Source organism: Gynurincola endophyticus (genome assembly GCF_003991195.1).
GTDB classification, from domain to species: domain Bacteria; phylum Bacteroidota; class Bacteroidia; order Chitinophagales; family Chitinophagaceae; genus Gynurincola; species Gynurincola endophyticus.
The window spans coordinates 202,981-227,573 of sequence record NZ_RCWL01000003.1 but is presented as its reverse complement, the minus strand read 5'-3'; the positions used below and the strand labels follow the sequence as shown (position 1 = coordinate 227,573).

General features: G+C 37.2%; 18 protein-coding genes and 1 tRNA gene. 8 read left to right on the top strand and 11 right to left on the bottom strand.

The features are described from left to right. Positions 1-49: 49 nt before the first annotated feature. Positions 50-1,138: a S41 family peptidase gene (locus D9O48_RS07525; RefSeq protein ID WP_126972254.1), complete on the bottom strand. Its 1,089-nt coding sequence runs from the start codon at positions 1,136-1,138 to the stop codon at positions 50-52. A gap of 268 nt (positions 1,139-1,406) precedes the next feature. On the opposite strand from D9O48_RS07525, the gene D9O48_RS07520 reads away from it, so the two are divergent. Further along, positions 1,407-2,630 (top strand): serine hydrolase domain-containing protein, encoded by a 1,224-nt coding sequence (locus D9O48_RS07520; RefSeq protein WP_126972252.1) that lies wholly within the window; start codon positions 1,407-1,409, stop codon positions 2,628-2,630. A 146-nt stretch (positions 2,631-2,776) separates the two neighbouring features. Here D9O48_RS07520 and asnS read toward each other — a convergent pair whose 3' ends face one another. Continuing rightward, the gene (gene asnS, locus D9O48_RS07515; RefSeq protein WP_126972250.1) at positions 2,777-4,213 is read right to left on the bottom strand and encodes an asparagine--tRNA ligase; all 1,437 of its coding nucleotides are present in this window, start codon (positions 4,211-4,213) and stop codon (positions 2,777-2,779) included. Between the two features lie 224 nt (positions 4,214-4,437). Between asnS and feoB the strand changes: the two genes are divergently transcribed. Continuing rightward, a complete protein-coding gene (gene feoB / locus D9O48_RS07510; protein ID WP_126972248.1) occupies positions 4,438-6,561 on the top strand; it encodes a ferrous iron transport protein B in 2,124 nt (707 codons plus the stop codon). A gap of 602 nt (positions 6,562-7,163) precedes the next feature. Further along, positions 7,164-8,720: a hypothetical protein gene (locus D9O48_RS07505; protein WP_126972623.1), complete on the top strand. Its 1,557-nt coding sequence runs from the start codon at positions 7,164-7,166 to the stop codon at positions 8,718-8,720. A gap of 426 nt (positions 8,721-9,146) precedes the next feature. On the opposite strand, the gene D9O48_RS07500 is transcribed toward D9O48_RS07505, so the two are convergent. The 5 genes from D9O48_RS07500 to D9O48_RS07480 all read right to left on the bottom strand — a co-directional run bounded on the left by D9O48_RS07500 (position 9,147) and on the right by D9O48_RS07480 (position 13,677). After that, complete coding sequence (locus D9O48_RS07500; RefSeq protein ID WP_126972246.1) at positions 9,147-10,289, bottom strand: methionine aminotransferase; 1,143 nt, start codon at positions 10,287-10,289, stop codon at positions 9,147-9,149. A 6-nt stretch (positions 10,290-10,295) separates the two neighbouring features. Continuing rightward, on the bottom strand, positions 10,296-10,658 hold the full coding sequence (locus D9O48_RS07495; protein ID WP_126972244.1) for an MmcQ/YjbR family DNA-binding protein: 363 nt from the start codon (positions 10,656-10,658) through the stop codon (positions 10,296-10,298). 5 nt (positions 10,659-10,663) lie between these two features. Continuing rightward, positions 10,664-11,377: a 3'-5' exonuclease gene (locus tag D9O48_RS07490; protein ID WP_126972242.1), complete on the bottom strand. Its 714-nt coding sequence runs from the start codon at positions 11,375-11,377 to the stop codon at positions 10,664-10,666. A gap of 166 nt (positions 11,378-11,543) precedes the next feature. Beyond that, the gene (locus tag D9O48_RS07485) at positions 11,544-12,629 is read right to left on the bottom strand and encodes a mannose-1-phosphate guanylyltransferase (RefSeq protein WP_126972240.1); all 1,086 of its coding nucleotides are present in this window, start codon (positions 12,627-12,629) and stop codon (positions 11,544-11,546) included. A gap of 82 nt (positions 12,630-12,711) precedes the next feature. Further along, positions 12,712-13,677, bottom strand: a complete 966-nt coding sequence (locus D9O48_RS07480) for a KpsF/GutQ family sugar-phosphate isomerase (protein ID WP_233589202.1) — start codon at positions 13,675-13,677, stop codon at positions 12,712-12,714. A gap of 441 nt (positions 13,678-14,118) precedes the next feature. Between D9O48_RS07480 and recQ the strand changes: the two genes are divergently transcribed. The 4 genes from recQ (at position 14,119) to D9O48_RS07460 (ending at position 18,733) form a co-directional block, all read left to right on the top strand. After that, a complete protein-coding gene (gene recQ, locus D9O48_RS07475; protein ID WP_126972236.1) occupies positions 14,119-16,398 on the top strand; it encodes a DNA helicase RecQ in 2,280 nt (759 codons plus the stop codon). A 143-nt stretch (positions 16,399-16,541) separates the two neighbouring features. After that, positions 16,542-16,614: transfer RNA gene (locus D9O48_RS07470), tRNA-Phe, on the top strand. Between the two features lie 326 nt (positions 16,615-16,940). Continuing rightward, entirely contained in the window at positions 16,941-18,059 is a 1,119-nt protein-coding gene (locus D9O48_RS07465; RefSeq protein WP_126972234.1) for a hypothetical protein, read from the top strand. 23 nt (positions 18,060-18,082) lie between these two features. Then, positions 18,083-18,733, top strand: a complete 651-nt coding sequence (locus D9O48_RS07460; RefSeq protein ID WP_126972232.1) for a porin family protein — start codon at positions 18,083-18,085, stop codon at positions 18,731-18,733. A gap of 144 nt (positions 18,734-18,877) precedes the next feature. Here the strand turns inward: D9O48_RS07460 and D9O48_RS07455 are convergent, their stop codons facing one another. Continuing rightward, positions 18,878-19,369, bottom strand: coding sequence for a hypothetical protein (locus D9O48_RS07455; RefSeq protein WP_126972230.1), 492 nt, complete (start codon positions 19,367-19,369; stop codon positions 18,878-18,880). A 265-nt stretch (positions 19,370-19,634) separates the two neighbouring features. Here D9O48_RS07455 and D9O48_RS07450 point away from each other — a divergent pair, with 265 nt between their 5' ends. After that, positions 19,635-21,005: a hypothetical protein gene (locus D9O48_RS07450; protein ID WP_126972229.1), complete on the top strand. Its 1,371-nt coding sequence runs from the start codon at positions 19,635-19,637 to the stop codon at positions 21,003-21,005. A gap of 442 nt (positions 21,006-21,447) precedes the next feature. Here the strand turns inward: D9O48_RS07450 and D9O48_RS07445 are convergent, their stop codons facing one another. From D9O48_RS07445 to D9O48_RS07435, 3 genes are all read right to left on the bottom strand, one after another. Continuing rightward, positions 21,448-22,059 (bottom strand): Panacea domain-containing protein, encoded by a 612-nt coding sequence (locus D9O48_RS07445; RefSeq protein WP_126972227.1) that lies wholly within the window; start codon positions 22,057-22,059, stop codon positions 21,448-21,450. Between the two features lie 218 nt (positions 22,060-22,277). Further along, on the bottom strand, positions 22,278-23,033 hold the full coding sequence (locus D9O48_RS07440; RefSeq protein WP_126972225.1) for a LytR/AlgR family response regulator transcription factor: 756 nt from the start codon (positions 23,031-23,033) through the stop codon (positions 22,278-22,280). Between the two features lie 12 nt (positions 23,034-23,045). Further along, positions 23,046-24,554 carry a histidine kinase gene (locus D9O48_RS07435; protein WP_126972223.1) on the bottom strand — a complete coding sequence of 503 codons (1,509 nt, stop codon included), beginning with the start codon at positions 24,552-24,554 and terminating at the stop codon, positions 23,046-23,048. Positions 24,555-24,593: the final 39 nt, after the last annotated feature.

Below are 24,593 nucleotides of genomic sequence, written 5' to 3'. Positions count from 1 at the left end.
TGTTTTTAGTTCCTGATCAACCCCTGCTCAGCGTCTGCACAAAGGGTTATCAGCGCTTTAATGTTTCTGTTCGCATACTGTTCAGAAACAGAACGGCTTCTCTGATATATAACTCTTTTGAATCAATCACGTGTTTGTATCGTTGCTTAAAAGGGGCTTTGATATTCAGGCCGATATCAAATTTTTTGTCTGGCGCTATACCCTCTCCTATTTTATAAACCTTACCGGTTCTATCTTTTACAAGGGTGGTAGTAAGGTTCAGCATGTAATTGTTATTCAGACTAAAAGTTTCGTTCCCCGAGGTTTGCCCACTGGTGGTTTGTCCGATTACCGTTACATTTTCCTGTCCTTTGAAACAGGCTACAAAAAATTCGGCTGAACTACTGGTAATATTACTGGTTAAAATAACTACAGGAACTTTTGTGTTCTTCAACAAAACCGGTTTTACACTATCATACTGCAATTTTACCAGCTCATAATAACGCTTATCCTTGTTTTTTACCTGATCGAATATTTTCCGCTGATATTCTTCATTTCCTCTGTTATCAATAAAAGAAAAGGTTTCTGTCTGATCGATCAATGAGGCGAACTGCCAGATCATTGGGGTAATGGCACCGCCATCGTTTCCCGTAAGGTCTATAATCCATGCTTCAGGGTTCTGCTTATCTAACAGTAAAAGCTGCGCTCCAATTGTGTCTACATACGCTCTTTGTTCCAGCACTACAAAAGGAACTTTTATATAAGCATACCTGTTTTCAATCATGTAATGAGCATACTCTTTGGGCGGAAGGCCGGCTTCTTTGTCTGTAAGCCTAGCATAATATTCTTCCATATCGGAGTCATCTTCTACCTCGTCGTCTATTTCTTTGAAAAGAATATCGGAATGCCTGTCTTTTAATGTTTTTACAAAGTTTTTGAAGTGCGGGTAAAGGTCATTGAGCGACTGTACATCTTTTATCTTCTCAAAAAATGCCGGACGAACACTTTCCCAGTTAAGCTCATGACTAACAATTGAATACATTTGAATAGTATCTAAAAAGCCGGTGGCCAGATCTTTTACGCTTTTAGTCTGAGCATTTACATGAATACTGACGATGATCAGCAGCACAGATGTTATTCCCCCAAATTTTTTCTTCATGACGATATCTTTATGGATGAATCATTCTCATGGCTATTACGTACTGAAGTCACAAATGTTACATCGCCTGAATAATTTGAAGCAACAACCTTCGTTTACCCTTGTGGATATGGCCAACATTATATGTAGAAAAAACGTGTTTTACATTCCTGAACTTACAAGACGCATAAAACAATCATTTATAAATATTCATGGAAAGAACTTGATATAGCTTGCATACAGAAGATTCATTACGTATATTGAGCATCACAGCCAACATTAATCGTAAATGACGAAGAAGAAACGTATTTTCAGAACTATAGCATTCACACCTTTTATTGCTTTATGTATTCTCTTAAATGTTTTATCAATCAAATATTCTCCAACCTACGTTTATCGATTGATAACAATGAATGTAGCAGATGTGTATGATTATAAGAATTTTGAAAATCACCAGATTCGGGCGGCCAAAAGTAGCAATAAGTTTATTTCTCAACCTAGAGAGAAATATGTGGAGTCTTTATTTGATAAACTGGTAACTAAAACCGGATTTAACAGCTTTGAAGAATGGGCTATTGAATCTCAAACAACTGCACTGATTGTTATTCAAAAGGATACAATTATTTATGAAAAGTACTTTAATGGTTTTAGCAGAGATTCCTATTTCCATTCTCAATCTATGGCAAAGTCATTTATATCGTTTTTGATCGGAACGGCGATTGATGATGGCCTCATCAAAAGTGTAGATGACCCAATAACAAATTATATTCCTGAACTTCAGGAGCGGGACCGCCGATTTCAAAAAATATCCATCAAACATTTACTTGAAATGCGTTCAGGGCTTAAATACAATACAAGCCTTATACCTTTTACCCGTATTCATTCTCCCTGGCATGATGAGGCAGTAGGCTACTACCATCCCAATGTTCGAAAACTTCTATTGGAAAATGTAGAAATTTCATCCGAGCCTGGAAAAGATTTTCAATATTCTAATTACAACACCAGCTATTTAGGATTGATTCTTGAACGAGCTGTCAATCAAAGCGTATCGGGCTATCTCGAGCAAAAATTATGGTCAAAAATAATGGAGTACGATGCGCTGTTCTCTATCGATAGCAAAAAATCTAATTTTGAATATATGCCCAGTCGTTTGATTGCCCGGGCGATTGATTATGCACGTTTCGGCCAGCTGATGCTGAACGACGGAAACTGGTACGGCAATCAAATTGTATCAAAAGATTGGGTATGGGAGTCTACCCGCGAAAACAAATCAATTCCCAGAGAAATATACCCCAGATGGTTTGGAAGAAGCGATAAGAGAATTTATTATAATTATCAATGGTGGGGGCATGTAAATAAAGATTCAACCTTCCATTTCTATGCAAATGGAAATCTTGGACAAAACATTTACATGATCCCTGATAAAGAAACCGTAATTGTTCACTGTGGAAATTCACTTCAATATTATAGTAGTGATTTTGATTTATGGGATGTAGCTTTATTATTGAAGTAAGAATTGAGCGATACCACAATATTTTTCAAAAAAGTTCTTTTTATACTGACAAATTGAAAGCATAGCGATTGCTACAAAACAATATTCCATAAAAAACGCTCCGGGCGGAGCGTTTTTTATGGAATACCTTCTGATATTCTTATATTTTAGAATTCTGCACTTTTCGGTGTTCTTGGAAACGCTATTACATCTCTGATATTGGTCATTCCTGTTACAAAAAGAACCATTCTTTCAAAACCTAGACCGAAACCGGCATGTGGAATAGACCCGAATCTTCTGGTATCAAGGTACCACCAAAGGTCTTCAGAAGGAACATGCATTTCTGCCATACGGCTCTGCAACACATCAAGTCTTTCTTCTCTTTGTGAGCCGCCAACAATTTCGCCGATACCCGGTGCCAGAATATCCATTGCAGCAACAGTTTTACCATCGTCGTTCATACGCATGTAAAACGCTTTGATATCTTTTGGATAATTAGTAACAATTACCGGTTTTTTAAAATGCTTTTCAACAAGGTATCTTTCATGTTCACTTTGCATATCGATACCCCATTTCACATCATACTGGAATTTTTTCTTTTTATAGGCGGGCGATTGTAGCAATATATCAATCGCTTCGGTATAAGTTACGCGTTCAAAGTTATTGTTGACTACAAAATCTAACTTCTCCAATAAGCCCATTTCACTGCGTTTATCCTGCGGCAGTGACTTTTCTTCTTCTTTCAGTCTGGCATCTAAAAACTCAAGATCTTCTCTGTTATGTTCCAGTGCATATCGGATGATATATTTGATAAACTCTTCGGCAAGGTTCATATTATCTTCTAGGTCGTGGAATGCCATTTCCGGTTCAACCATCCAGAATTCTGCCAGGTGGCGTGTCGTATTAGAATTCTCGGCTCTGAAGGTTGGGCCGAAAGTATAAATATCGCCGAAAGCGGTAGCTGCCAGTTCACCTTCAAGCTGACCACTTACAGTTAAGTTCGATGAACGGCCGAAGAAATCTTCTTTAAAGTCGATTTGACCTTTTTCGTCTTTAGGTAACTTTTCAAGATCCAGAGTAGTTACACGAAACATTTCACCGGCACCCTCAGCGTCGCTGGCGGTGATAATCGGTGTATGCATATATAAAAATCCTTTATCATTAAAGAATTTATGAATAGCAAAGGCCAGCGAGTGTCGCACTCTGAAAACCGCTCCGAAAGTATTCGTGCGAAATCTCAGGTGAGCGATTTCTCTCAAAAACTCCAGACTGTGTTTCTTAGGCTGTAATGGATATTTTTCAGCATCAGAATCGCCTAAAATAACCAACGTATTTGCTTTTACTTCAATTTTCTGACCTTTTCCTAAAGATTCAACCACAGTTCCGGTTACTTTAATTGCTGCACCGGTAGTAATTCTTTTAAGTGTAGCATCGTCTAACAAACCCAACTCCACCACTACCTGCATATTATTATTAGTAGAGCCATCGTTCAAAGCAATAAACTGATTGTTTCTGAATGTACGTACCCATCCCATCAGGGTAACTTCCTGCCCGATGGTATAATCTGCCAATAATGATTTGATTTTTACCCTTGTGTTGAACATTTGTTAGCGTTTTAGCTCTATAAAAATTTGGAGAACAAAGATACATTACTATCTCACGAAAAATGAAGGCTTTGAGATTTTTAGCGCGTTTTTCGTGATTTTTATTCTTTTTTAAATTAATGTTATTTTAAGGATTGATTTTCACAATTCGTAAAAGTTAAATGGCGGGCATGTGGTATCTTCGCCGTTTTTATGCCCAAAAGGCTAAGATTAGATTTATACGCATGAGTAAACACATTAATATTGCCCTGGTAGGAAACCCGAACTGCGGTAAGACTTCTCTTTTCAACGTTTTAACGGGGCTAAACCAGAAAGTCGGCAACTTTCCTGGCGTTACAGTGGATAAAAAATCAGGTATTTTTCAACTGGATGACGGCGCAACCGTTAACCTGGTAGACCTGCCTGGTACTTATAGTTTATATCCCCGCCGCGAAGATGAATGGGTTGCTTACTCTGTATTAATGCAACAAGACCCTCAGGTGCAACCTGAAATGGTCGTTTTAGTGGCCGATGCCAGTAACCTGAAACGTAACCTGTTGTTTGCGTCACAGATTATTGATCTGAAAATTCCGGTAGTAATCGGGTTAACCATGATGGATATTGCCAAAAGTAAGGGTATCCATATCAATGTGCAGGACCTGGAGCGTGAATTGGGCGTACCAATTATTCCGATTAATCCGCGTAAAAACAAAGGTATCAGCGCGCTGAAAAAAACAATTTCACAAACAGCCAACCAATTATATAAAGCTCCGGCGCGTGATTTTATTCCGAATGCAGAATTAGCAAACGCTGCCATTACGGATGTAAAAAAATTATATCCTGAAGTGAGTGATTACAAAGCGATTCACTTTCTGATTAATCACGAATCGTTGAATACAATTCCGGCTGATAAACAACAGCTGATTGAATCAATAGAAGAAAAGCACAAATTCAATCACACCAAAACGCAGGCAGAAGAAATTTTACAACGATATCAAAAGATTGAGTCTGTTCTTAAACAAACGGTGACAGCACCTTCACCATTAGAAAGAAAGCTGAAAACCGACAGAATTGATAATTTGTTATTACACCGTTTTTGGGGATATGCCATATTATTAGGAGTATTGTTCTTAATGTTCCAGGCTGTATTCTGGCTGGCTGAATACCCAATGAACTTTATCGATTGGGCATTTGGAAGTATCAGTGACACTGTAAGCAGAGCGCTTCCTGAAGCCTGGTGGAGCGACCTGATCGTAAACGGTTTAATTGCAGGTTTAGGTGGTATCGTAATTTTTGTGCCTCAAATCGTAATTCTTTTCGGATTAATTACAATTCTGGAGGATACCGGTTACATGGCAAGAATTTCATTCCTGACGGATAAACTGATGCGAAAGGTCGGTCTGAACGGGAAAAGTGTAATGCCTATGATCAGCGGATTTGCCTGTGCCGTTCCGGCGATCATGAGTGCCAGAAATATTGAAAGTAAGAAAGAACGGCTCTTAACCATTCTGGTAACCCCATTAATGAGTTGTAGTGCGCGCTTACCTGTATACGCTATATTAATCGCTCTTGTAATTCCGAATACCTATATATGGGGATTTATCAGCCTGAAAGGGCTCGTGATGACAGGACTTTATTTGTTAGGATTAGTTAGCGCGCTGGTGATCAGCTATATAGCTAAGTTCTTTATCAAAATTCAAGAGAAGTCGTACTTTATTCTTGAGCTTCCTGTTTACAGGGCACCAAGATGGAAAAACGTTTTGGTAACCATGTATGAAAAAGCAAAAATTTTCGTAGTAGAAGCTGGTAGAGTGATTTTAGTGATCAGTTTGATATTGTGGGCACTTAGTTCATACGGCCCCGGAGATAGAATGGAAAAAGTAGAAGAGGAATATGCTGCCAAAATAGAAGCTCAACCCGAAAATGCAGATGAACTTGACAGAGAAATGCATACAGCTCTTTTACAAAACTCCTATGCCGGTATTGTTGGTCAGTCAATTGAACCATTTATCAGACCCCTGGGGTATGACTGGAAAATTGGTATTGCATTGATCACATCATTTGCAGCAAGAGAAGTTTTTGTAGGAACAATGGCAACATTATATAGTGTAGAAGGCGGTGATGATGCAGATGAAACTACCCTGACTGAAAAAATGCACGCGGCAGTTCATAGCGACGGCACCAAAGTATACACTTTGGCTACGGGTTTATCGTTAATGGTGTTTTATGTATTTGCCATGCAGTGTATGAGCACGCTGGCCATCGTAAAACGTGAAACAAAAAGCTGGAAGTGGCCAATGATTCAGTTGGTATATATGACAGCTTTAGCTTATCTGTTCAGCTTACTGGTTTATAATCTTTTTAGTTAAAACTTAAAATATGACAAACGCCTTTCTTATATATAAATATTTAATATATAAGAAAGGCGTTCTCTTTTTTGTAATTTTGTAAATATTTTTTACTTGTTAAACACAATTTTTCATGTAAAAGAAGTGTTTAACAATCAGAAACAGTACAGAAATAATATAATATATATTTTTAATATCTTATTCCCTGACAAACTATTAGTTCTTTGAGATTTTTTTTGGGCGGAAGTGAAAAGAAAATGGAAATAAAGTTTTGAGTTTTTGAGAAACGCTATATATTCGCAGTCTATTAGGGCCTGAATAAAAAAAAGGTCCACTGTAGAAACAGCCGACCTCTAACGATTGCTTGCCATATGAAAAAAGTTCAAAATCAACTTTGGTTGGTTTACGCCTCTAACGAGCTTGTCACCTGAAAGGACCTCTAACGTTTGCCATTTTCACGATTGCTTGTCACACTTGCCATTTCCGTTCGTCCTTCTGAATACAAATTTAGGACGTCTTATTGCGTAAATAAAATCATATTATACGCTCTTTGATTATCTCAAAATACTAAGAGTTTTGTTAAAACCCTTACTGGGTGTGGGTTTCAGGAAAATTTGTTTATGATGTCCAACCGTTTAACTGATACTTTATTTCAATTAGTTCATTCTTTAGAAAAGTCTGAAAAAAGGCATTTTAAGCTTTATATCAAGCGTAGTTCTGCTAAAGAAGACTTGAAAATCATACAGTTATTCGACGCTCTTGACAAATTGCCTGAATACGACGAAAAATTATTGCTTAAAAAACTTCCAGGCATTCAAAAGCCACAATTGGCTAATCTAAAATCGCATTTATACAAACAGTTACTGGCCAGTTTAAGACTCATTAAAGCCTCAGATAATATTGATCTTCAATTAACTGAGCAGTTAGACTATGCCCGTTTGTTATATACGAAAGGGCTAAAGATCCAAAGTTTGAAAATCATAGAGCGCGTTAAAGAAATTGCTCGCGCAAATCAAAAGTTTAATTTTTTGGCGTTGGTTCTTTCACTGGAGAAAAAAATTGAAACACTTCACATTACCAGAAGCTCGCATGAAAGTGTAGATGAAATGGCTGAAGAGTCTTTATTTATTGCCGGACACATTGATCGCGTTACCAGACTCTCTAATTTAGCACTGCAGTTGTATCGACGTTATATCAGAGACGGACACGCCCGTAATGAACAGGAAGAAAAAGTAATTAAAGAGTTCTTTAAAGCCAAACTACCTTCCAACGCACACGAAATTCAGGGTTTTTACGAAAATCTTTATCTCTGCCAGTCTTACTGCTGGTATGCCTTTATCCGGCAGGACTTTTTGATGTATTACAGGTATGCACAAAAATGGATCGATCTGTTCAATGCAGACCCACGAATGATTTCCGTTGAAACAGGGCATTATATCAAAGGGATGCACAATCTTTTAAATGCACACTTTGACCTAAGAAATTTTTCGAAATTTGATGATGTTCTTGAGGAGTTTATCAACTATTCAAAAACTGATACTGCTAATCAGCATGATAATTTCAGAACGCATACTTCTATTTATATAAACGGTGCTAAAATGAACGGGCACCTGATGAAGGGAACATTCAAAGAGGGGTTGGCATTAATTCCGGAAGTAGAATCAAAACTTCAGGAATACGCGCTTTACGTAGACAATCATCGTATTCTCGTATTCAATTATAAAATTGCCACTTTGTATTTTGGTAGTGGAAGTTTTGAAAAGTCGATTGATTATTTACAAAAAATCATGAATGGCCATCATGCGAATCTTCGTACAGACCTTCAATGTTATGCACGATTGATGCATTTGCTGGCACATTTTGAATTAGGGAATTATGATATTATCGAGTATCTGATTAAATCTGTATACCGCTTCATGGCAAAAATGCAGAACCTTACAGTTGTTGAAGAAGAAATGTTCAAGTTCCTGAGACATTCATTCGGAGTAAGTCCCAGAAAAATGAAACCGGAACTGGAAACGTTCCTTGACAAAATCAAGCACCTCGAAAAAAATCGTTTTGAAACCCGTGCTTTTGCTTATCTGGATGTGATTTCTTGGGTAGAAAGTAAAGTATATGAGAAACCAATGAGCGAAATCATTCATCAGAAGTATCTCGAAAGCAAACATACACGCAGATAATAAGTGGGGAATTGAAAATGGAAATTGCAGAGTAATACTTTCAGAAAATCGAAACACGAAAAGAAGGCAATTTCAAACATAGAAGAAATAAAGTTGATTGAAACCTACCTTACTTATAATCTCTCCCACTTTAAACCCCAATTGCAAACATGAAGTAAATGAAGGATGCTTCTGCCGAAGCAATTCCTTTTTTCTTCATTCTCTTATAACCGTCACAGGCTTCATTTCCTTCATGTTTTAAATGACAATTTCAAACATAGGAGACATTGCGTTATCCCGCAGATTATGCAGAAAGCATCATTTTAATTGATACTCTAAATTATCCGCGCAAATCAGCGGGAAGTTTTACCTGTCAAACAAGGGAGAAATCAGCTATTTGCCTATAACAACTTCCTATACTTTCAATTCTGCATTCTCAATTTTCCATTATACCCCTTTCAATCGTTCCACCGCTTTTTCAAGGGTCGAGTTTTCTTTTGCGAAACAAAAACGAATTACTTTTCTATCTTCCTGATTTGAGTAAAACGGACTTAACGGAATCGTGGCCACGCCGTATTCTTTTACCAGTCGCTGTACAAATTCAGTATCTTTTTCATCCGAAAGATGTGCGTACGAATAGCATTGAAAAAAGCTACCGCCGGTATATAAAGGTTTAAAAGAAGTTTGCGCCATCAGGTTTTGAAAATAATCTTTCTTTTGCTGCATAAAATCAGATAAACCCAGGTAATGGTCAGGAGTTTCCAGATGAGCAGCTAGTGCTTCCTGCATAGGCGTATTACACGCAAATGCAAGAAACTGGTGTAATTGTCTGAAAGGCAACATTGCGTCAGGTGACGATACTACATAGCCTAATTTCCACCCGGTACAATCAAAAACTTTTCCGAATGAAAAGATCACATAACTACGCTCCAGCAAATCGGGATATTTTAAAATACTTTCATGCTCTTTTTTATCAAATACAATATGCTCATATACTTCGTCCGCAATAATAATCAATTGATGCCGGTGTACGATTGCACGCAACGCTGCGATATCTTCTTTTGACAATACCGCGCCTGTCGGGTTATGCGGGTTGTTAATAATAATCGCTTTGGTATTAATATTTACACTTGCTTCCACTAAAGCCCAATTGATCGTGTAATCGGGATAATTCATGGGAATTGGTACCGCAACCGCACCATTGGCAAGAATGTTAGGGATATAAGAGTCATAAGTTGGGTCGAAAACAATTACTTCATCGCCCGGTTTCAGAATGGTTGTCAGGGCTGTATATATGCCGTAAGTTGCTCCCGGAACAATTGTAATCTGATCAACAGGGTTTACAATGGTTTTATAAAGAGATGCTATTTTTTTTGACAAAACTTCTCTGAGTTTCACTGATCCTGCCATTGGAGAATATTGATTAAACCCTGCTTTCATTGCCTGGCTTACGCGCTCCACCAATAAGCTATTCATCGGATAATCAGGAAAACCTTGTCCTAAATTGACCGCCTGATACTCCTGAGCCATTTTGCTCATAACAGTAAAAATGGTATTTCCTGATAAGGGTAGTTTACTTGGCCATTCCATTCTGATCTATTTATTTTCCCAGTGAATCGTTTCTTTTACTTTTTTAGGTAATGCATTTCCAACTAACAAATATGAATCTTCCATCATTTGTATTAGTTGTTTTCTGGATACCGATCCATCCAGAATTACCGTAAACCAGTGCTTTTTGTTCATATGATACGCAGGAATACATGCGCTGTATTGTTCCTGATATTCAAGCACTTTTTCCGGAATTGCTTTCAGATTCATGCGCAACGGATGTTCATCTAACCCGCACAACATAAATACCTTCTCACCGACCTTGTACACGAGTGTTTGCTCTCCAAAAGGAAACGAGGCAGTTACCCCCATTCTGGAAATAAACAGCTCTTCAATTTCATCAATATACATAGCACTTATTTAATTTCTATATTTTCAGCCGAAATTGTTTCTTCTCCTGTCATCCGCAAATATACCTGCGTAAGCGTTACTACATCTTTTTGACAGTAAGTAACGATTCGCCCGATATCCCTGTCCTCATAATAAATTTTAGCAACCATGCTTCCGTCAATATCATCTTTTGAACTTTTGATATTGAAAAGATGAGCCAGCAAGTCTAGTGAGGTAAAATGTTTATAATCGCCAAACTTCCACATGTCCATAGTGTCGAGCAATTTTACTTCCCAGGGTTTTTTTCCGGCAATTTGTAATAAGCCGGGTAAGGGGATCTGATGAATCATCATTCTTCTGCATAAATAAGGAAAATCAAACTCTTTTCCGTTATGTGCACATAAAAGCCGCTGTTCTCCGTTTGACCATTTATTGAGCATCTCTACAAAACCCTGTATGAGCTCTTTTTCGTTATCGCCCGAATACGACTTGATCAACAACTTTTTGCTTTGCTGATTTCCCTGAATAATGCCGCAACTGATGCAAATGATTTTACCAAATTCAGCATAAATACCCGCTCGCTGGTAAATAGAAGCAACATTTTCATCCAATGCATTTTTTAACAGATAGGTTGACTTATGCTCCCATAACGATTGCCACGAAGGAGGCAGTTCTTCAAAATGTTGATATTGAGGAACCGTTTCTATATCTAAAAACAATATGTTATTGTAAGTAATCATTGTATATAAATATCTATTAATATACGAATTAATCAGATTGAAAAGATGAGGACCACAAAAAGAATATTCAACCGCAGGTTTAAAAAACCGATTATACTTATATACAACAAAAAAGCTGCCCTCAATTATTGCAGAACAGCTTTTAACTATTTAACGGTGTAGTAATTTACAAGAATTTTTCTCCCTTATTTCGTTTCACTTCCGCAACATATTCTTTGATTTCCTGTTCCTTGTTTTTTTGACAGATCATCAAAACATCTTCAGTATCCACCACTATATAATCTTCAATACCCTGTACCAAAACCAGTTTATGGTGCGGTGCGTGTATCATATTCTTATGAGCATCAAAAACCATTACGTTATCTCCGTTCACAGCGTTCTCGAATAAATCTTTTTCCAGATTTTCATAAGCGCTGTTCCAGGTTCCGAGGTCACTCCAGCCGAAAGAAGAAGGAATTACATATACATTATCTGCCTTCTCCATAATACCGAAATCTATAGAGATATTTGTGCAAAGCGGATATGCTCTTTGAAGAGCCGAGTCTTCTTCTGGTGTATTGAATGATTTTTCTTCTGCGTGAAATACTTCATAAATCTCGGGGAGATGTTTTTCATAAGCAGAAAGTATGTTATTTACTTTCCATACAAAAATACCGGCATTCCACAAAAACTCACCGCTGGCAAGAAAAGCTTTTGCCAACTCAAGATTCGGTTTTTCAGTAAAGGTTTTTACTTTAAACACATTGTCTGAAACATCGTGTTGTTCATACTGAATGTAACCATATCCTGTATTTGGATAAGTCGGTTTAATGCCTAAAGTGATGAACGCATTGTGCATATTCACAAAACCCAGGGCTTCTAAACAAACTTTTGTAAAAGCTGTGTTATCGAGAATAAGGTGATCAGAAGGCGCAACAATTAAAGATGCATTTGGATTTAGCTGATGTATTTTAAAAGAAACATAAGCAATACAAGGGGCGGTATTTTTTCGTGAAGGTTCTCCCAGAATATTTTCCAGTGCTACTTCAGGTAATTGTTCTTTCACAATATTGATATACTCCGCAGAAGTAACAATAAATATATTTTCCTTAGGGATAAAAGTTGAAAACCGCTCATATGTTGATTGAATCAACGTTTTACCGTGACTTAAAATATCTAAGAATTGTTTCGGAAAGTTGGTTCTGCTTTTCGGCCAAAATCTACTTCCAATTCCTCCGGCCATAATGGCAACGTAATGATTATTATTCAGCATTTTAATTAATCTAAGTTCAAAAAATTCAAAGCAGTCAGTGTAGTTTTCAGGCACTCAAAAAGAGAGCATGTAATATACGAAATTATATTAAACCCTCTTTTACCAGATCATGTATATGCAGTACTCCCGCATATTGCTGACCGTCTAATACCAACAGTTGTGTAATATCATGTTTTCTTAAAACTTCTAATGCCTGTACAGCCAGAATATCGGCCTGTATGGTTTTAGGATGAGTAGACATGATATCTTTAGCGGTGATATTTGAAAGATCTGTACTCTTTTCGAGCATTCTTCTCAAGTCACCATCTGTTATAATGCCTAATAAACGGTTTTGTTCACCCAAAACTGCTGTAACGCCCAATCTTTTTTTAGATATTTCTACAATTACTTCACGCAATCCTGCATCTGCATGCACAAACGGCTTTTCATTCTGCACAAATAAGTCGCTTACTTTAAGGTAAAGTTGTTTGCCTAGCATTCCTCCCGGATGATAACGCGCAAAATCTTCCGTTTTGAATCCTTTTAATTCCATTAATGCTACTGCCAGCGCATCACCCATTACTAATTGTGCTGTTGTGCTGGAAGTGGGGGCAAGGTTGTTCGGACAGGCTTCTTTTGACACAGTAGTATCAATAATCCAGTTAGCAGATTTTGCCAGTGATGAAGTAAGTTTACCCACCATCGCAATAATGGGGTTTCCAAAACCTTTTATGAGGGGAACCAATGCTTTTATTTCCGGGCTTTCACCGCTTTTGCTGATAATTAATACAACATCGTCTTTCTGTACCATTCCAAGGTCGCCGTGGATAGCATCGGCTGCATGTAAAAAAATCGATGGTGTGCCCGTTGAGTTTAAGGTAGCAACGATTTTTTGTCCGATAATCGCAGACTTACCGATGCCGCTCACAATCAAACGACCATTTGTGTCAGCTATGAGTTGAACGATCTTGACAAAATCATCGTTGACCTTATCTGACAACTGAGCAATTGCTTGAGCTTCAAGCTGTACCGTTCTTAACGCAATAGATTTAATATCAATCGACTCCAATGTGCAAGGTTTTCGCAAACCTACTTATAAAAACTTAATTCTACAATGCCCGGGCTGGCTTGCAACTGTCATATCTCGAAAAATTTCCGTATCTTATGAAAATATTAGCAGTTTTTATTTGTTGAGATAACGCCGAATTAAGACTTTCGACTTTGATTTGTTAAGAGTTTATATAGCCATTGGTTTAGAGCTATAAATGAACTAGATTTGCAGCCCTTTCAGACCTCCTTATCCCAAAGTAATACCCGTTTCCTGACGAGATACCAGTATTATTTGAAATTCAGTTAGAATATGGCGAAAACTAAACGGGCTAAAAAAGAATATTTTAGAAACTGTAAACGATTGCCTTTTTAAACGGTTATTATAAATACTAAAAATAACTGTTGTACGTTTTCGACCAAGTCCATCATCACTTGAAAAAGTGATGAAAATATTACGAGCATGGCAACCACATCAAAAAAAACTACCGCAAAATCTTCTCAAAAGAAGTCTACCCCAAAAAGTAGCGCGAATAAACTAACTTTTACTAAAGACGATTTAACCGCCGCTCTTCAGGAGCACTTTGGTTTTAATAAATTCAAAGGAAATCAGGAGGCAATTATTACCAACCTGTTAAACGGAAATGACACTTTTGTGATTATGCCGACAGGTGGCGGTAAAAGCTTATGTTATCAACTTCCTGCCATCATGAGTGAAGGCGTGGCAATTATTGTGAGCCCTCTTATCGCACTGATGAAAAATCAGGTAGACCTTGTGAGAAGCTATAGCAGCAAAGATGATATTGCTCACTTCCTCAACTCCACCCTTACTAAAAAAGAAATCAAAGAGGTGCACGCTGACCTGACATCTGGTAAAACCAAAATGTTGTACGTGGCTCCGGAGACCCTTACCAAGCAGGAAAACCTTGATTTCTTCGCAAGTTTACCACTTTCATTTTTCGCCGTGGATGAAGCACACTGTATTTCGGAATGGGGACACGATTTCCGCCCGGAATACAGACGACTACGCGAAATGATGGAACAAATCAATGACGAAATTCCGGTTATTGCATTAACTGCAACTGCTACACCGAAAGTACAGAGTGATATTATTAAAAATCTGGGTTTAAGAACCCCTGAAATATTTATTTCTTCGTTCAACAGACCAAATCTTTATTACGAAATTCAATCAAAGGTTAAAAAAGACCAGACATTGAAAAGTATCGTTCGTTTTATCGTTCAGAACAAAGGAAAAAGCGGCATTATTTACACCCTCAACAGAAAAACTACTGAGGAATTATCAGATATGCTGGTAGCCAATGGCGTTAAATCGGTGGCTTATCATGCCGGCCTGGATGCTAAACTGCGTGCAGAACGTCAGGACCAGTTTCTGAACGAAAACGTACAGGTAATTGTGGCCACGATCGCATTCGGGATGGGTATTGACAAGCCGGATATCCGCTTTGTAATACACTATAACATTCCGAAAAGTATTGAAAACTATTATCAGGAAACAGGAAGAGCCGGAAGAGACGGTTTAGAAGGTAAATGTATTCTATACTACTCTCATAAAGATGTTGCAAAACTGGAACATCTTATGCGTGATAAACCTTTAAGTGAAAGAGAAGTTGGAACACAGCTGATCAACGAAACCGTAGCCTACGCGGAGTCTGGTGTATGTAGAAGAAAGGTTTTAATGAGTTATTTCGGAGAAAACTACGAACAGGAAAATTGTGGACAGTGTGATAACTGTTTACATCCTAAAGAGCAGGTTGAAGCAAAAGAAGAAACCGTAAATGTTTTAAAAGCAATTGTTGCTTTAGACGAGCAATTTGCTACAGAATATATTATAAACGTGGTAGTAGGTAAATTAACGCCTACCATTACCATGTACCGTCATGAAAAGCTACCTTGTTTCGGTACCGGAAAAGACCAACCGGAACATTTCTGGAATTCACTGATCAGACAACTTTTGTTATCCGGTCTTTTAAATAAAGAAATCGAAGATTATGGTGTTTTAAAGCTAACCGAAAAAGGACAGGCTTTCTTAAAGAAACCGAAATCGTTTAAAATCGTATTGAATAATCTTTTTGAAGATGCTCATGCCGACGATGAAGAAGGATTTGAAGATGTAGCCACCGCAGGAAGTACTGATGAACGTTTATTCGAAATGTTGAAAGAATTGCGTCAGAAAGAGGCGAAAAAGAAATCTTTACCGCCATTTGTGATTTTCCTGGAAACATCGCTGCAGGATATGGCAACCTTGTATCCAACCAATACCCAGGAACTGGAAAAATGTCAGGGGGTGAGTAAAGGCAAGGCGATTCGATACGGGAAACCATTCTTAGATATTATTAATCAATATATTGAGGATAACAACATCGTGCGCCCTGATGATTTCGTAATGAAATCGGTAGTGAATAAAAGCGGTAATAAAGTATATATTATCCAACAAACCGATAAAAAAATTCCATTAGAAACAATTGCCAAAAACAAAGGTTGGAGAATGGATGAAATGCTGGAAGAAATGGAAACCATTGCAGCCAGTGGAACCAAACTAAACCTCGATTATGCAATCGATGAAATGTTAGACGACCACGAGCAGGATGAGATTTTAGATTACTTTAAAGGTTGTGAAACCTCTTGTTTAAAGACGGCTCAAAAGGAATTGGAAGACGGAAACTATACCTGGGAGCAGTTAAAGATCATGAGAATTAAATTCTTAGCTCAATATGGAATGTAAAAAAGTGGCTACGGTATTGAGTTTCAGCAGATTTGAAAAAAAAATTTAAAAATAATTGGTCAAATCTTTCTGAAAATGAATACTGTGTCTTATTTTTGCATCCCGCTTGAAACAATAACACACAATGTTTTTTTTCAAGAGTTGGTGCGGTAGCTCAGTCGGTAGAGCAAAGGACTGAAAATCCTTGTGTCGGCGGTTCGATCCCGCCCCACACCACGAAAAGCGATAACAGTAATGTTGTCGCTTTTTTGTTATCTGCAACACATACTCCTGCCTAAAATATTTTTTATATAGCCGGTATAATAAATATAGCGAGCCTATTTTCTCTTTGTACGTCTATTAATTCCAACTCTTGCAGCACTTGTTATACGCAATGCTAATCAGCGTAAATTTTTAAACATGATGCCTGTCTGTATTTCTTTATCCGGCAAGGTTTTACCGCTTTTTAATTAAAAGACTCTTTATCGTGTCATCAAAAAATATCTTTTTTGATGACCTTTTATGATCATTCCGATGAGTTTGTAAGTAAACATCGTTTGATTATGAAAAAATATATTGATTTTTTAAAGACGTCCGTTCTTTACTGTTCACTCCTTCTCTTATCCGCCGGATGTAAAAAAGACAAATCAGAACCGCCTGCTCCGGCTCCTTTAACGCCCGAACAGGGTATTTACATCGCAGGTGAAAAATATTGGGGAGCAAACCCATGGGAAGTACACGCGGTTTCGATTGCCAACGAAGAAACAAACGAACTCACTCCGTCAGGTATAGAAGCCTATGCTAAAGCTATTACTCATCTTGATAAAGATATTTATGTTGCCGGCCACGAGGCAGTAGGTGAAGAAAATGAATTTGCCCGTAAACGTAATGTGGCTACAGTGTGGAAAAACGGTGTGGCCCAGCGCCTTACAGATGGAAAAAGAGCTGCCAAAGTACACGATATTGTTGTCAGCGGAAAAAGCGTCTACGTATCCGGTGAAGAGTCCGAAACCGCCACCGGTGTGCTAAACTTCAAAGTATGTTACTGGAAAGACGGTGTACAGCATAAACTGACTACTCCTCCAAATGGCCAGGCAGATGGCGTTATGACCGTGCAGGGGCAAGACGTATATATCGCCGGAAACATCATGAATGTACAATATACACCGGTTTACAAACAACTCTGGCAACCGATATACTGGAAAAACAATACGATTACCGAGTTAGACAAAAAAGATTTTGATTACGCAGCGGCATTCGGTATAGCAACATCAGGAGCAAATATATATGTTGCAGGCACCGGTTACCGAATTAACGCGGTCACCAATACCACCACCAGCGTACCAGTACTCTGGACCAACGGTGTATTACGTGAACTTACTACTGCAAACGGTACCAATATACAAGCCACAGGTATTGCCGTTAGTGCAAACGACGTATACGTCATTGGTAAAAAGGGAGCTATAGAGCCCTGTTACTGGAAAAACGGAACACTCATAGCACTGGAAGTACCACAAACTCCGGCATATCATGCACAGGCACAACGGATGTATATAGTAGACAATGATGTATATGTATGCGGTTATATCGACTTTAAACCGGTATACTGGAAAAATAATAAGCTTGTCCGGTTAAAAGATGACTGGCCCACCAAGCTAAACGATATCCTTGTTATCCATTAAATCCATCAACAAAAATTTACAAAATGAAATCAATAATAATTCTTGTCAATATAGCAGCCATGCTGATGTTCAGCAATAATATACAGGCTCAGCGCACTTTCAACATAGGTGTAGAAGGAGGACTAAATATTCCAAAATATTATGGTAAAACGCGCAATGATCAGGTTTTTTTCACGGGTTTGCGACTTGGAGCCAGCGTACAGACAGCTCTCACAGAAACATGGACACTTCAGTCGGGTTTACTATATACCCAAAAAGGTACAAAGTTTGAAAGTGTATTTGAACAAACCCCCGGAGGTTACGCACCCGACCTGGGGCCTTTGAGTAACCGCTACCACTTCATTGAATTACCCATACACGGAATCTATAACTTTTCTGGTAAGTTAATGAACTTTTATGCAGGGGCCGGACCATACTTCGGCTATCTGGCCGGCATAACAACCCGAACAGACGAGAAGAAAAGTAAAGTGGATTTTAGTGAAAGTAATTATTATAAAAGGTTTGATGCTGGTTTGAGCATATTAGCCGGATACAAAGTAACTGAAAAGCTTTCTGTACAATTGGGGCTGAAAAACGGATTTGTAACTATTTCTAAACTTAAAGATGCAGGTATTGGTAAACAGTACCATCGTAGTTTCGAAGTTTCGGCCAGGTATAGTGTGTTTAACAAGTAATAGATTTATAAATTCTTAATTCCATCTGCATAACTACAAGTTTATACACATCAATCAAAAAGACGCTCCGTAAACGGGGCGTCTTTCATTTCAAGCCAGTAAAATAGAGTTAAACCAAAACAAAGAAGTGTGGCACTGTCAGGTTTAATCGTTACGACCTATCTTATCCATTAATGTTTGATAATCGGGGTATTGCTCCTCCGGACGAATACTTAATGCAGTAATCTGACTGGCCGGAATAATTACAATCCGGAATTTGGTAAACGTAACTGCTGCATTATAAACAGCACCAGCAGGTGTCATTATTCTTACTCCCAGGAAAGGATTACCCGTATTATACCAAAATGAACGTACATGATAAAGTCCACCTGAGCCCATACCCGGTACACTATACCAGACTTCCGGCAATTCTGTTGAAGGGTTGTAGTAAGCTAACAACACACTCGAATCAAGCCGCGCCTGCGTTACTTCGGCCGGCAGGTTATAATTAATGGTTCCTCCTGAAGAGGTTTTAGGGCCAAAAGTGTAAATCATTACATTGGCATTTCCATCTTTACCAGCATCTCCTTCCTTCTTACATTGCGAAAACAGGACAGCTATACTTATACAAAACAAGGTCAATAAATACTTTTTCATGAGATAAGTTTTAAAACATTTAGATGTACTTAAATATAGAAGGCCGTATCCCCCCATCATAGTATATTTCAACAAGTTTTACCAGCCCGTCGTGTAAGGGGATTCTGCCAAAAGCTGAATCTGAACCACCAGGAGATATTTTTTCCATTCACAAAAGTGTAATCTCCTGATTTTGACAAAATTCTAACTTAATTGTAAGTAGCATCTAATGGATTTCTAATCGATAATTCTTAACTTCAGAATGAGCTCCAAAAGATGATAAAGCATGCCGGCGCACACCGTTTTTCCTTTTCTGAACGAGAATAATAAGTATAAATATGTTGATGCAGACTTTAACACCGTTATTGCTGGTGAATACAAGCGCGCCAGCTTGTTTACGGCAACCGGCTTTGCCGTGGTGATGAACGATTCTTTTCAATCGGCAGTGATTGATAAAAAGGGAGCGCTTCTGATTCCTTTCGGTGCGTATGAAATTGACCTGGCTGTAGTAAACGGAATCACACTCTTTCGCAAAACACTTGATTACAACAATCCTTTACGTTTCTGGAACTGGTCATATAGCCTTTTCAGCGGGTTAAACAAAGCGGTGATCAGATCAAAAATTGAAATTGGTGTACTGGAAACAAAACAAAGACTGCTGTTTAAAAGAATGATGACAAACGCTTATCCTAAGCCTTCCCTTTGTCCTATCACAGTTGATGAACAGCATTTTCTACTCAATGATTGCTTATACCGGATAAAAGATCAGAAAATAAGAAAGCTAAAAAATAATATTATCCGCATTACAGGCCATTCTACACTTTTAAAAAAATACAAAGGCGTGTATTCGCTTTTTTCCCTTTCGGGTAAACGAATCATCAAAGAAGATTTTATTCCGGTGGATAATTGGTATTTCAACACAAAACACGAAACAATTCTACTGGAAGGGCTCAACGAGTACGTCAAACGAAATACATTTCCTAAAATTCTGAAAGGTAAAAAATCAGGAAAAATATATTCTTACCCTGATTTTGATAAAACACTGCCGGCTGAAATAAGTGGTGCGAATGAAATTACTATAGAACAGATTAAAAAAGTTTCTATTATAGTTTCGGTACCACAGAGTATTTACTTTTTACTTGGCTATCGCGTCAATGAAACGAATCGATACGATTGGTTAGTGATTGACCAGCACGGAAACCTGTTACCGGAGTTACCGGTTGAAAATTTTTATATCACCAGTCAATTAGGGGAAATATTATGGCCCGATAAAATGAGTTTGCTGCCTGACACGTTTTTAAACGAAGGTTGGAAACTTAAAAAACTCAGCAAAATTAACGGCTCCGGTAAACACTTCATCGCTCATATAAAAGCCGGTAAAAACACCTGTATGGGCGTTTGGGATCAATCCGATCAAAGCTGGATAATACCCGCCGTACATAATAACATTCTGGTACTGGATCAGGAAAAAGGTATTTATGCCATAGAACAGGTGAAAAACAGTGGATATCTACTATACAATTCAAAGCAAAAAGTCTACATCAGTCATAAAAAATATCATACGATATCTTCGCGCGGTTATGTCAGCAGAAAAGACAATAGTGATAATATTGTCTATTTTTTTATTGATATTTACTCGGGTAAAGAGTTCATTTAATCAGGTAATAATCTTTTAATTTTACGTTTGGTAGAGACACTATTCTTAATACAATTGATCACCTCAATAAACTCGCTATCTATAAGCATATCGAGAACTTCATAATCTACCCCTCTAATCTTGTAAACATCTTCCATTAATTCCAATTCATAGTTTTCTACCTGATCACCATAAATGAACGTAGGGAGTTCAAAAGAAAAGCCTGATTTACCTATAATTTTTTTGCTTCAACAGCATAGCAGTTAAAACATCGTTCATCCAGGTTTATGCAACCATGAAACTTGTCTACCAGCAAAGGAGACAAATTGCTTCTAGTGGGCAAAGAAGCTACTATTAACTTTTGGCCAACTGCTAATACAATAAAATATTTTGGCTTCGATGTATTTCCATTTTTAAAGAAGAATTCTTTAAAGTAAACTATTTGACCAGGAATAAACAAGACTTAATATTTTAAATGACATGAAAAGCTTAAATTTTCTTTACATTCTAAATAATGTTGTAAGTCGATTGAGTCTTCCTGAAAAAGCAGACTGAAGTCTATTATATAATCTGTACTATTGACTAACTCATTTTCCAAAAGTTCCAGTACGCCGTATTTTAATGCCGACTGCCTCCACAAAGAATTGCTACCATGCGTCTGTTGAACCAAATAAGAAGCATTTTTGTCTTTTGCAAATTCAATTACCTGATCAAGCAAAGCAATATCATTATCACTAAACTCATCATCAATAAACTGTTTTTTAGCAACAAATTGTTCTGAGTTGTCAGGATGGCGATCGATGTAGTCTTTTAGTAAATTAGGACTGTCGGTTGGTATAGAAGACGTTAAATCAATGTAAATATCTTTTGCCACCGGACCATATTTCCATAACTGGAAATCTATTCCAAAAAAAGGTTTCCCATATTTTTTTATAGACGATTCTTCAAGAATAAATAAAAACTTTAAAATCTTGGTTTTATTAAGTTCGGGAATGTGTTTAGATAAATAGATAATAGTATTACCAATTTTATCTATTTGATCGCAGGTAAAAGCCTTATTTTCATGATTTAACATAGACCAGAAGTTAGATAAACAGGAATAGTGTGTTCACAGTTGTGAAATCCAATCTTAAATATCTGAATGTTTGCCTGTTATATCATTGATAATACAAAATTAATAAAGAATATGAACAAAATAAAGTCAACTTGATCAATACGCATAGTCTTTAAGCATTTATATTCATTTAATCTGGCTTTATACAATTCAGCCTTTAAACACGACGATACAATTTATCAAACCGCTTCCAGCCAGTCCTTAAAATCATTTACCTTTTCACGGCTAACGATCATTTCCTCTCTGTTATAGGAGTGTAAAATCACTCTTAAGCGCGAATTTGAATAAACCGTTATTTCTTTAATTGCATCCAATTGGATAATCTGACTGCGATTAATTCTGAAAAACTTCTTCGGATCGAGCTGTATCTCTAAAGCGTCTAATGTAAAATCCACAATAAAGTTTTTGTTTTCTTTTGTATGAACAAAACTCACCTTGTTCTCACTAAAGAAACATTCAATTTGCGAAGTTTCTATCAGTTTAATATTTGTACCTACTTTTACTGAAAACCTTTCTCTGTATTTTGTTGCAGCCTTTGGAGTAAGTAATTCTTTAATAGCTGTTAAATCGAAAGTTTGTTTCGGTTGTTGCAGGGCAAGAAATTTTTTAATCGCAAATTTCAATTCTTCTTCATCAACGGGCTTCAACAAATAATCTACACTATTGTGTTTAAATGCCTTTAAAACATATTCGTCATACGCCGTCGTAAATATTATTGAAGATTTCAATTCTATTGAATTGAGAATTTCAAAAGACAGCCCGTCAGATAACTGAATGTCCATAAAAACAAGATCAGGATGTTCGTTATTCTGTAACCATTCAATACTTTCCGTTACCGAATGCAACAGTTGCTGCACAGGATATCCCAGTTTTTCAACTCTTCGTTTTAGAAGACGGGCTGCCGGTTTTTCATCTTCAATAATTACTATTTGCATACGTTGTTTTTCTTAGTTCCACTTATTTTGATTTCTGTCTTTGTCCATTAATTCTCTTGCTTTGCGCTCTTCCCAATCTCCACCCATACCGAAAACCTTTAAAGTGGCTACGGCTGCACCAATACCCATACCCAATGCCGGCCAGTACCACCAGGTATTGCCGCCCGTTGTTACATAATCTAAAAGATAAAAGAAAATACAAAGAATAATGAATGTACCAATCGTACTGTAATAACCTTTCAGTTCTTTTGCGCGGGCTAATGCTTTTTTGTATGCCTCGTCTTCTGATGAATTAAAATCTGTCATTGCTTTAAATTTTTGTGTTAATAATGGTATTTTGACTTGAAAAATTTCTGTTGTTTGATTTACTTCTACTCGCCGGCGTGAAATCAGTTCGTATCTGTTTTGTATATTCTGTAAACCGATTCCCGTTGATGTTGCTATAGTAGATTTAGGTTGATAATTATTCTCTACCATCAACATATTTCCTTCTTTGTATATCCTGATTTTTAACGGATTTTCTGACGACACGATGTTATGCTTGACCGTATTTTCTAATAATATCTGTAGCGATAAAGGAACAATGTTTTCGCTTTCCTGAAAATCCGTTTCATTGAGCTCAAAAGAAATACTGTTTTCATATCTAAGCTTCAATAGATTCACAAACGACTTTGCAAAATTTAATTCTTCCTGAACAGGTACCACTTCTTTATCTTTCTGCTCGAGCACATATCTGTAAATTTTAGAAAGGGAAGTAGTAAAGTCGATGGCATTTTCCTGATTTTCTTCAATTAAGCCGGTTAGCACATTCAAACTGTTAAAAAGAAAATGCGGATCTAACTGGCTTTTTAAACTTTCAAATTGAGCAGTTACATTCTCAGCCTTGGTTGACTCAATATTTATTTTCTTTTCTGCCTTGATTTTATTACGCTGAATATAAAAAAACAGTAAGAGAAAAAAGGTTGTTATAATTCCTACCAATACATAATTAGAAGTATTGTTATAAAATATTACTACGTTAAAAATTGGTTTGGCAAAATTGGCAAAAACAAAATAAAGCAATTGTACACCTCCTAAAATCGATAGAAATAAAAAAGAAATGGTTACATAATCTGGTGTTGTTGCCTGTAAATTCCTTTTAATACTATTGAAAAATATAGCACTTATATAAGAAGCACACATACTGAACACAAAATAGCCGATAAAAAATCGCAATGATTTTAAACTGAATATCTGCGCAATATTATCATACGTTGAGGTGAAAAACATTGCCAGATATATACATACGTTTACTAACAAAATCACCCAAAAGTTTCTCCGGAATTGCGTTTTATCAGTTTTGACAAAGCCCACTATAACCAAAAAAACAGCAACAGTCAAAACCATTTGTTTAAGGATATAGGTACCAAAGTCGGTGTACGATTCAAAAGTCAACTGACCATTCCAGTAAACGGCGAATATCAAAAACACGCTTATAACAAGTGATATTGCCGCAATCATTACATATTGTGATGTCTTCATAATTCGTTCGATGTTAAACTGTTCAAACACTAAATCCTT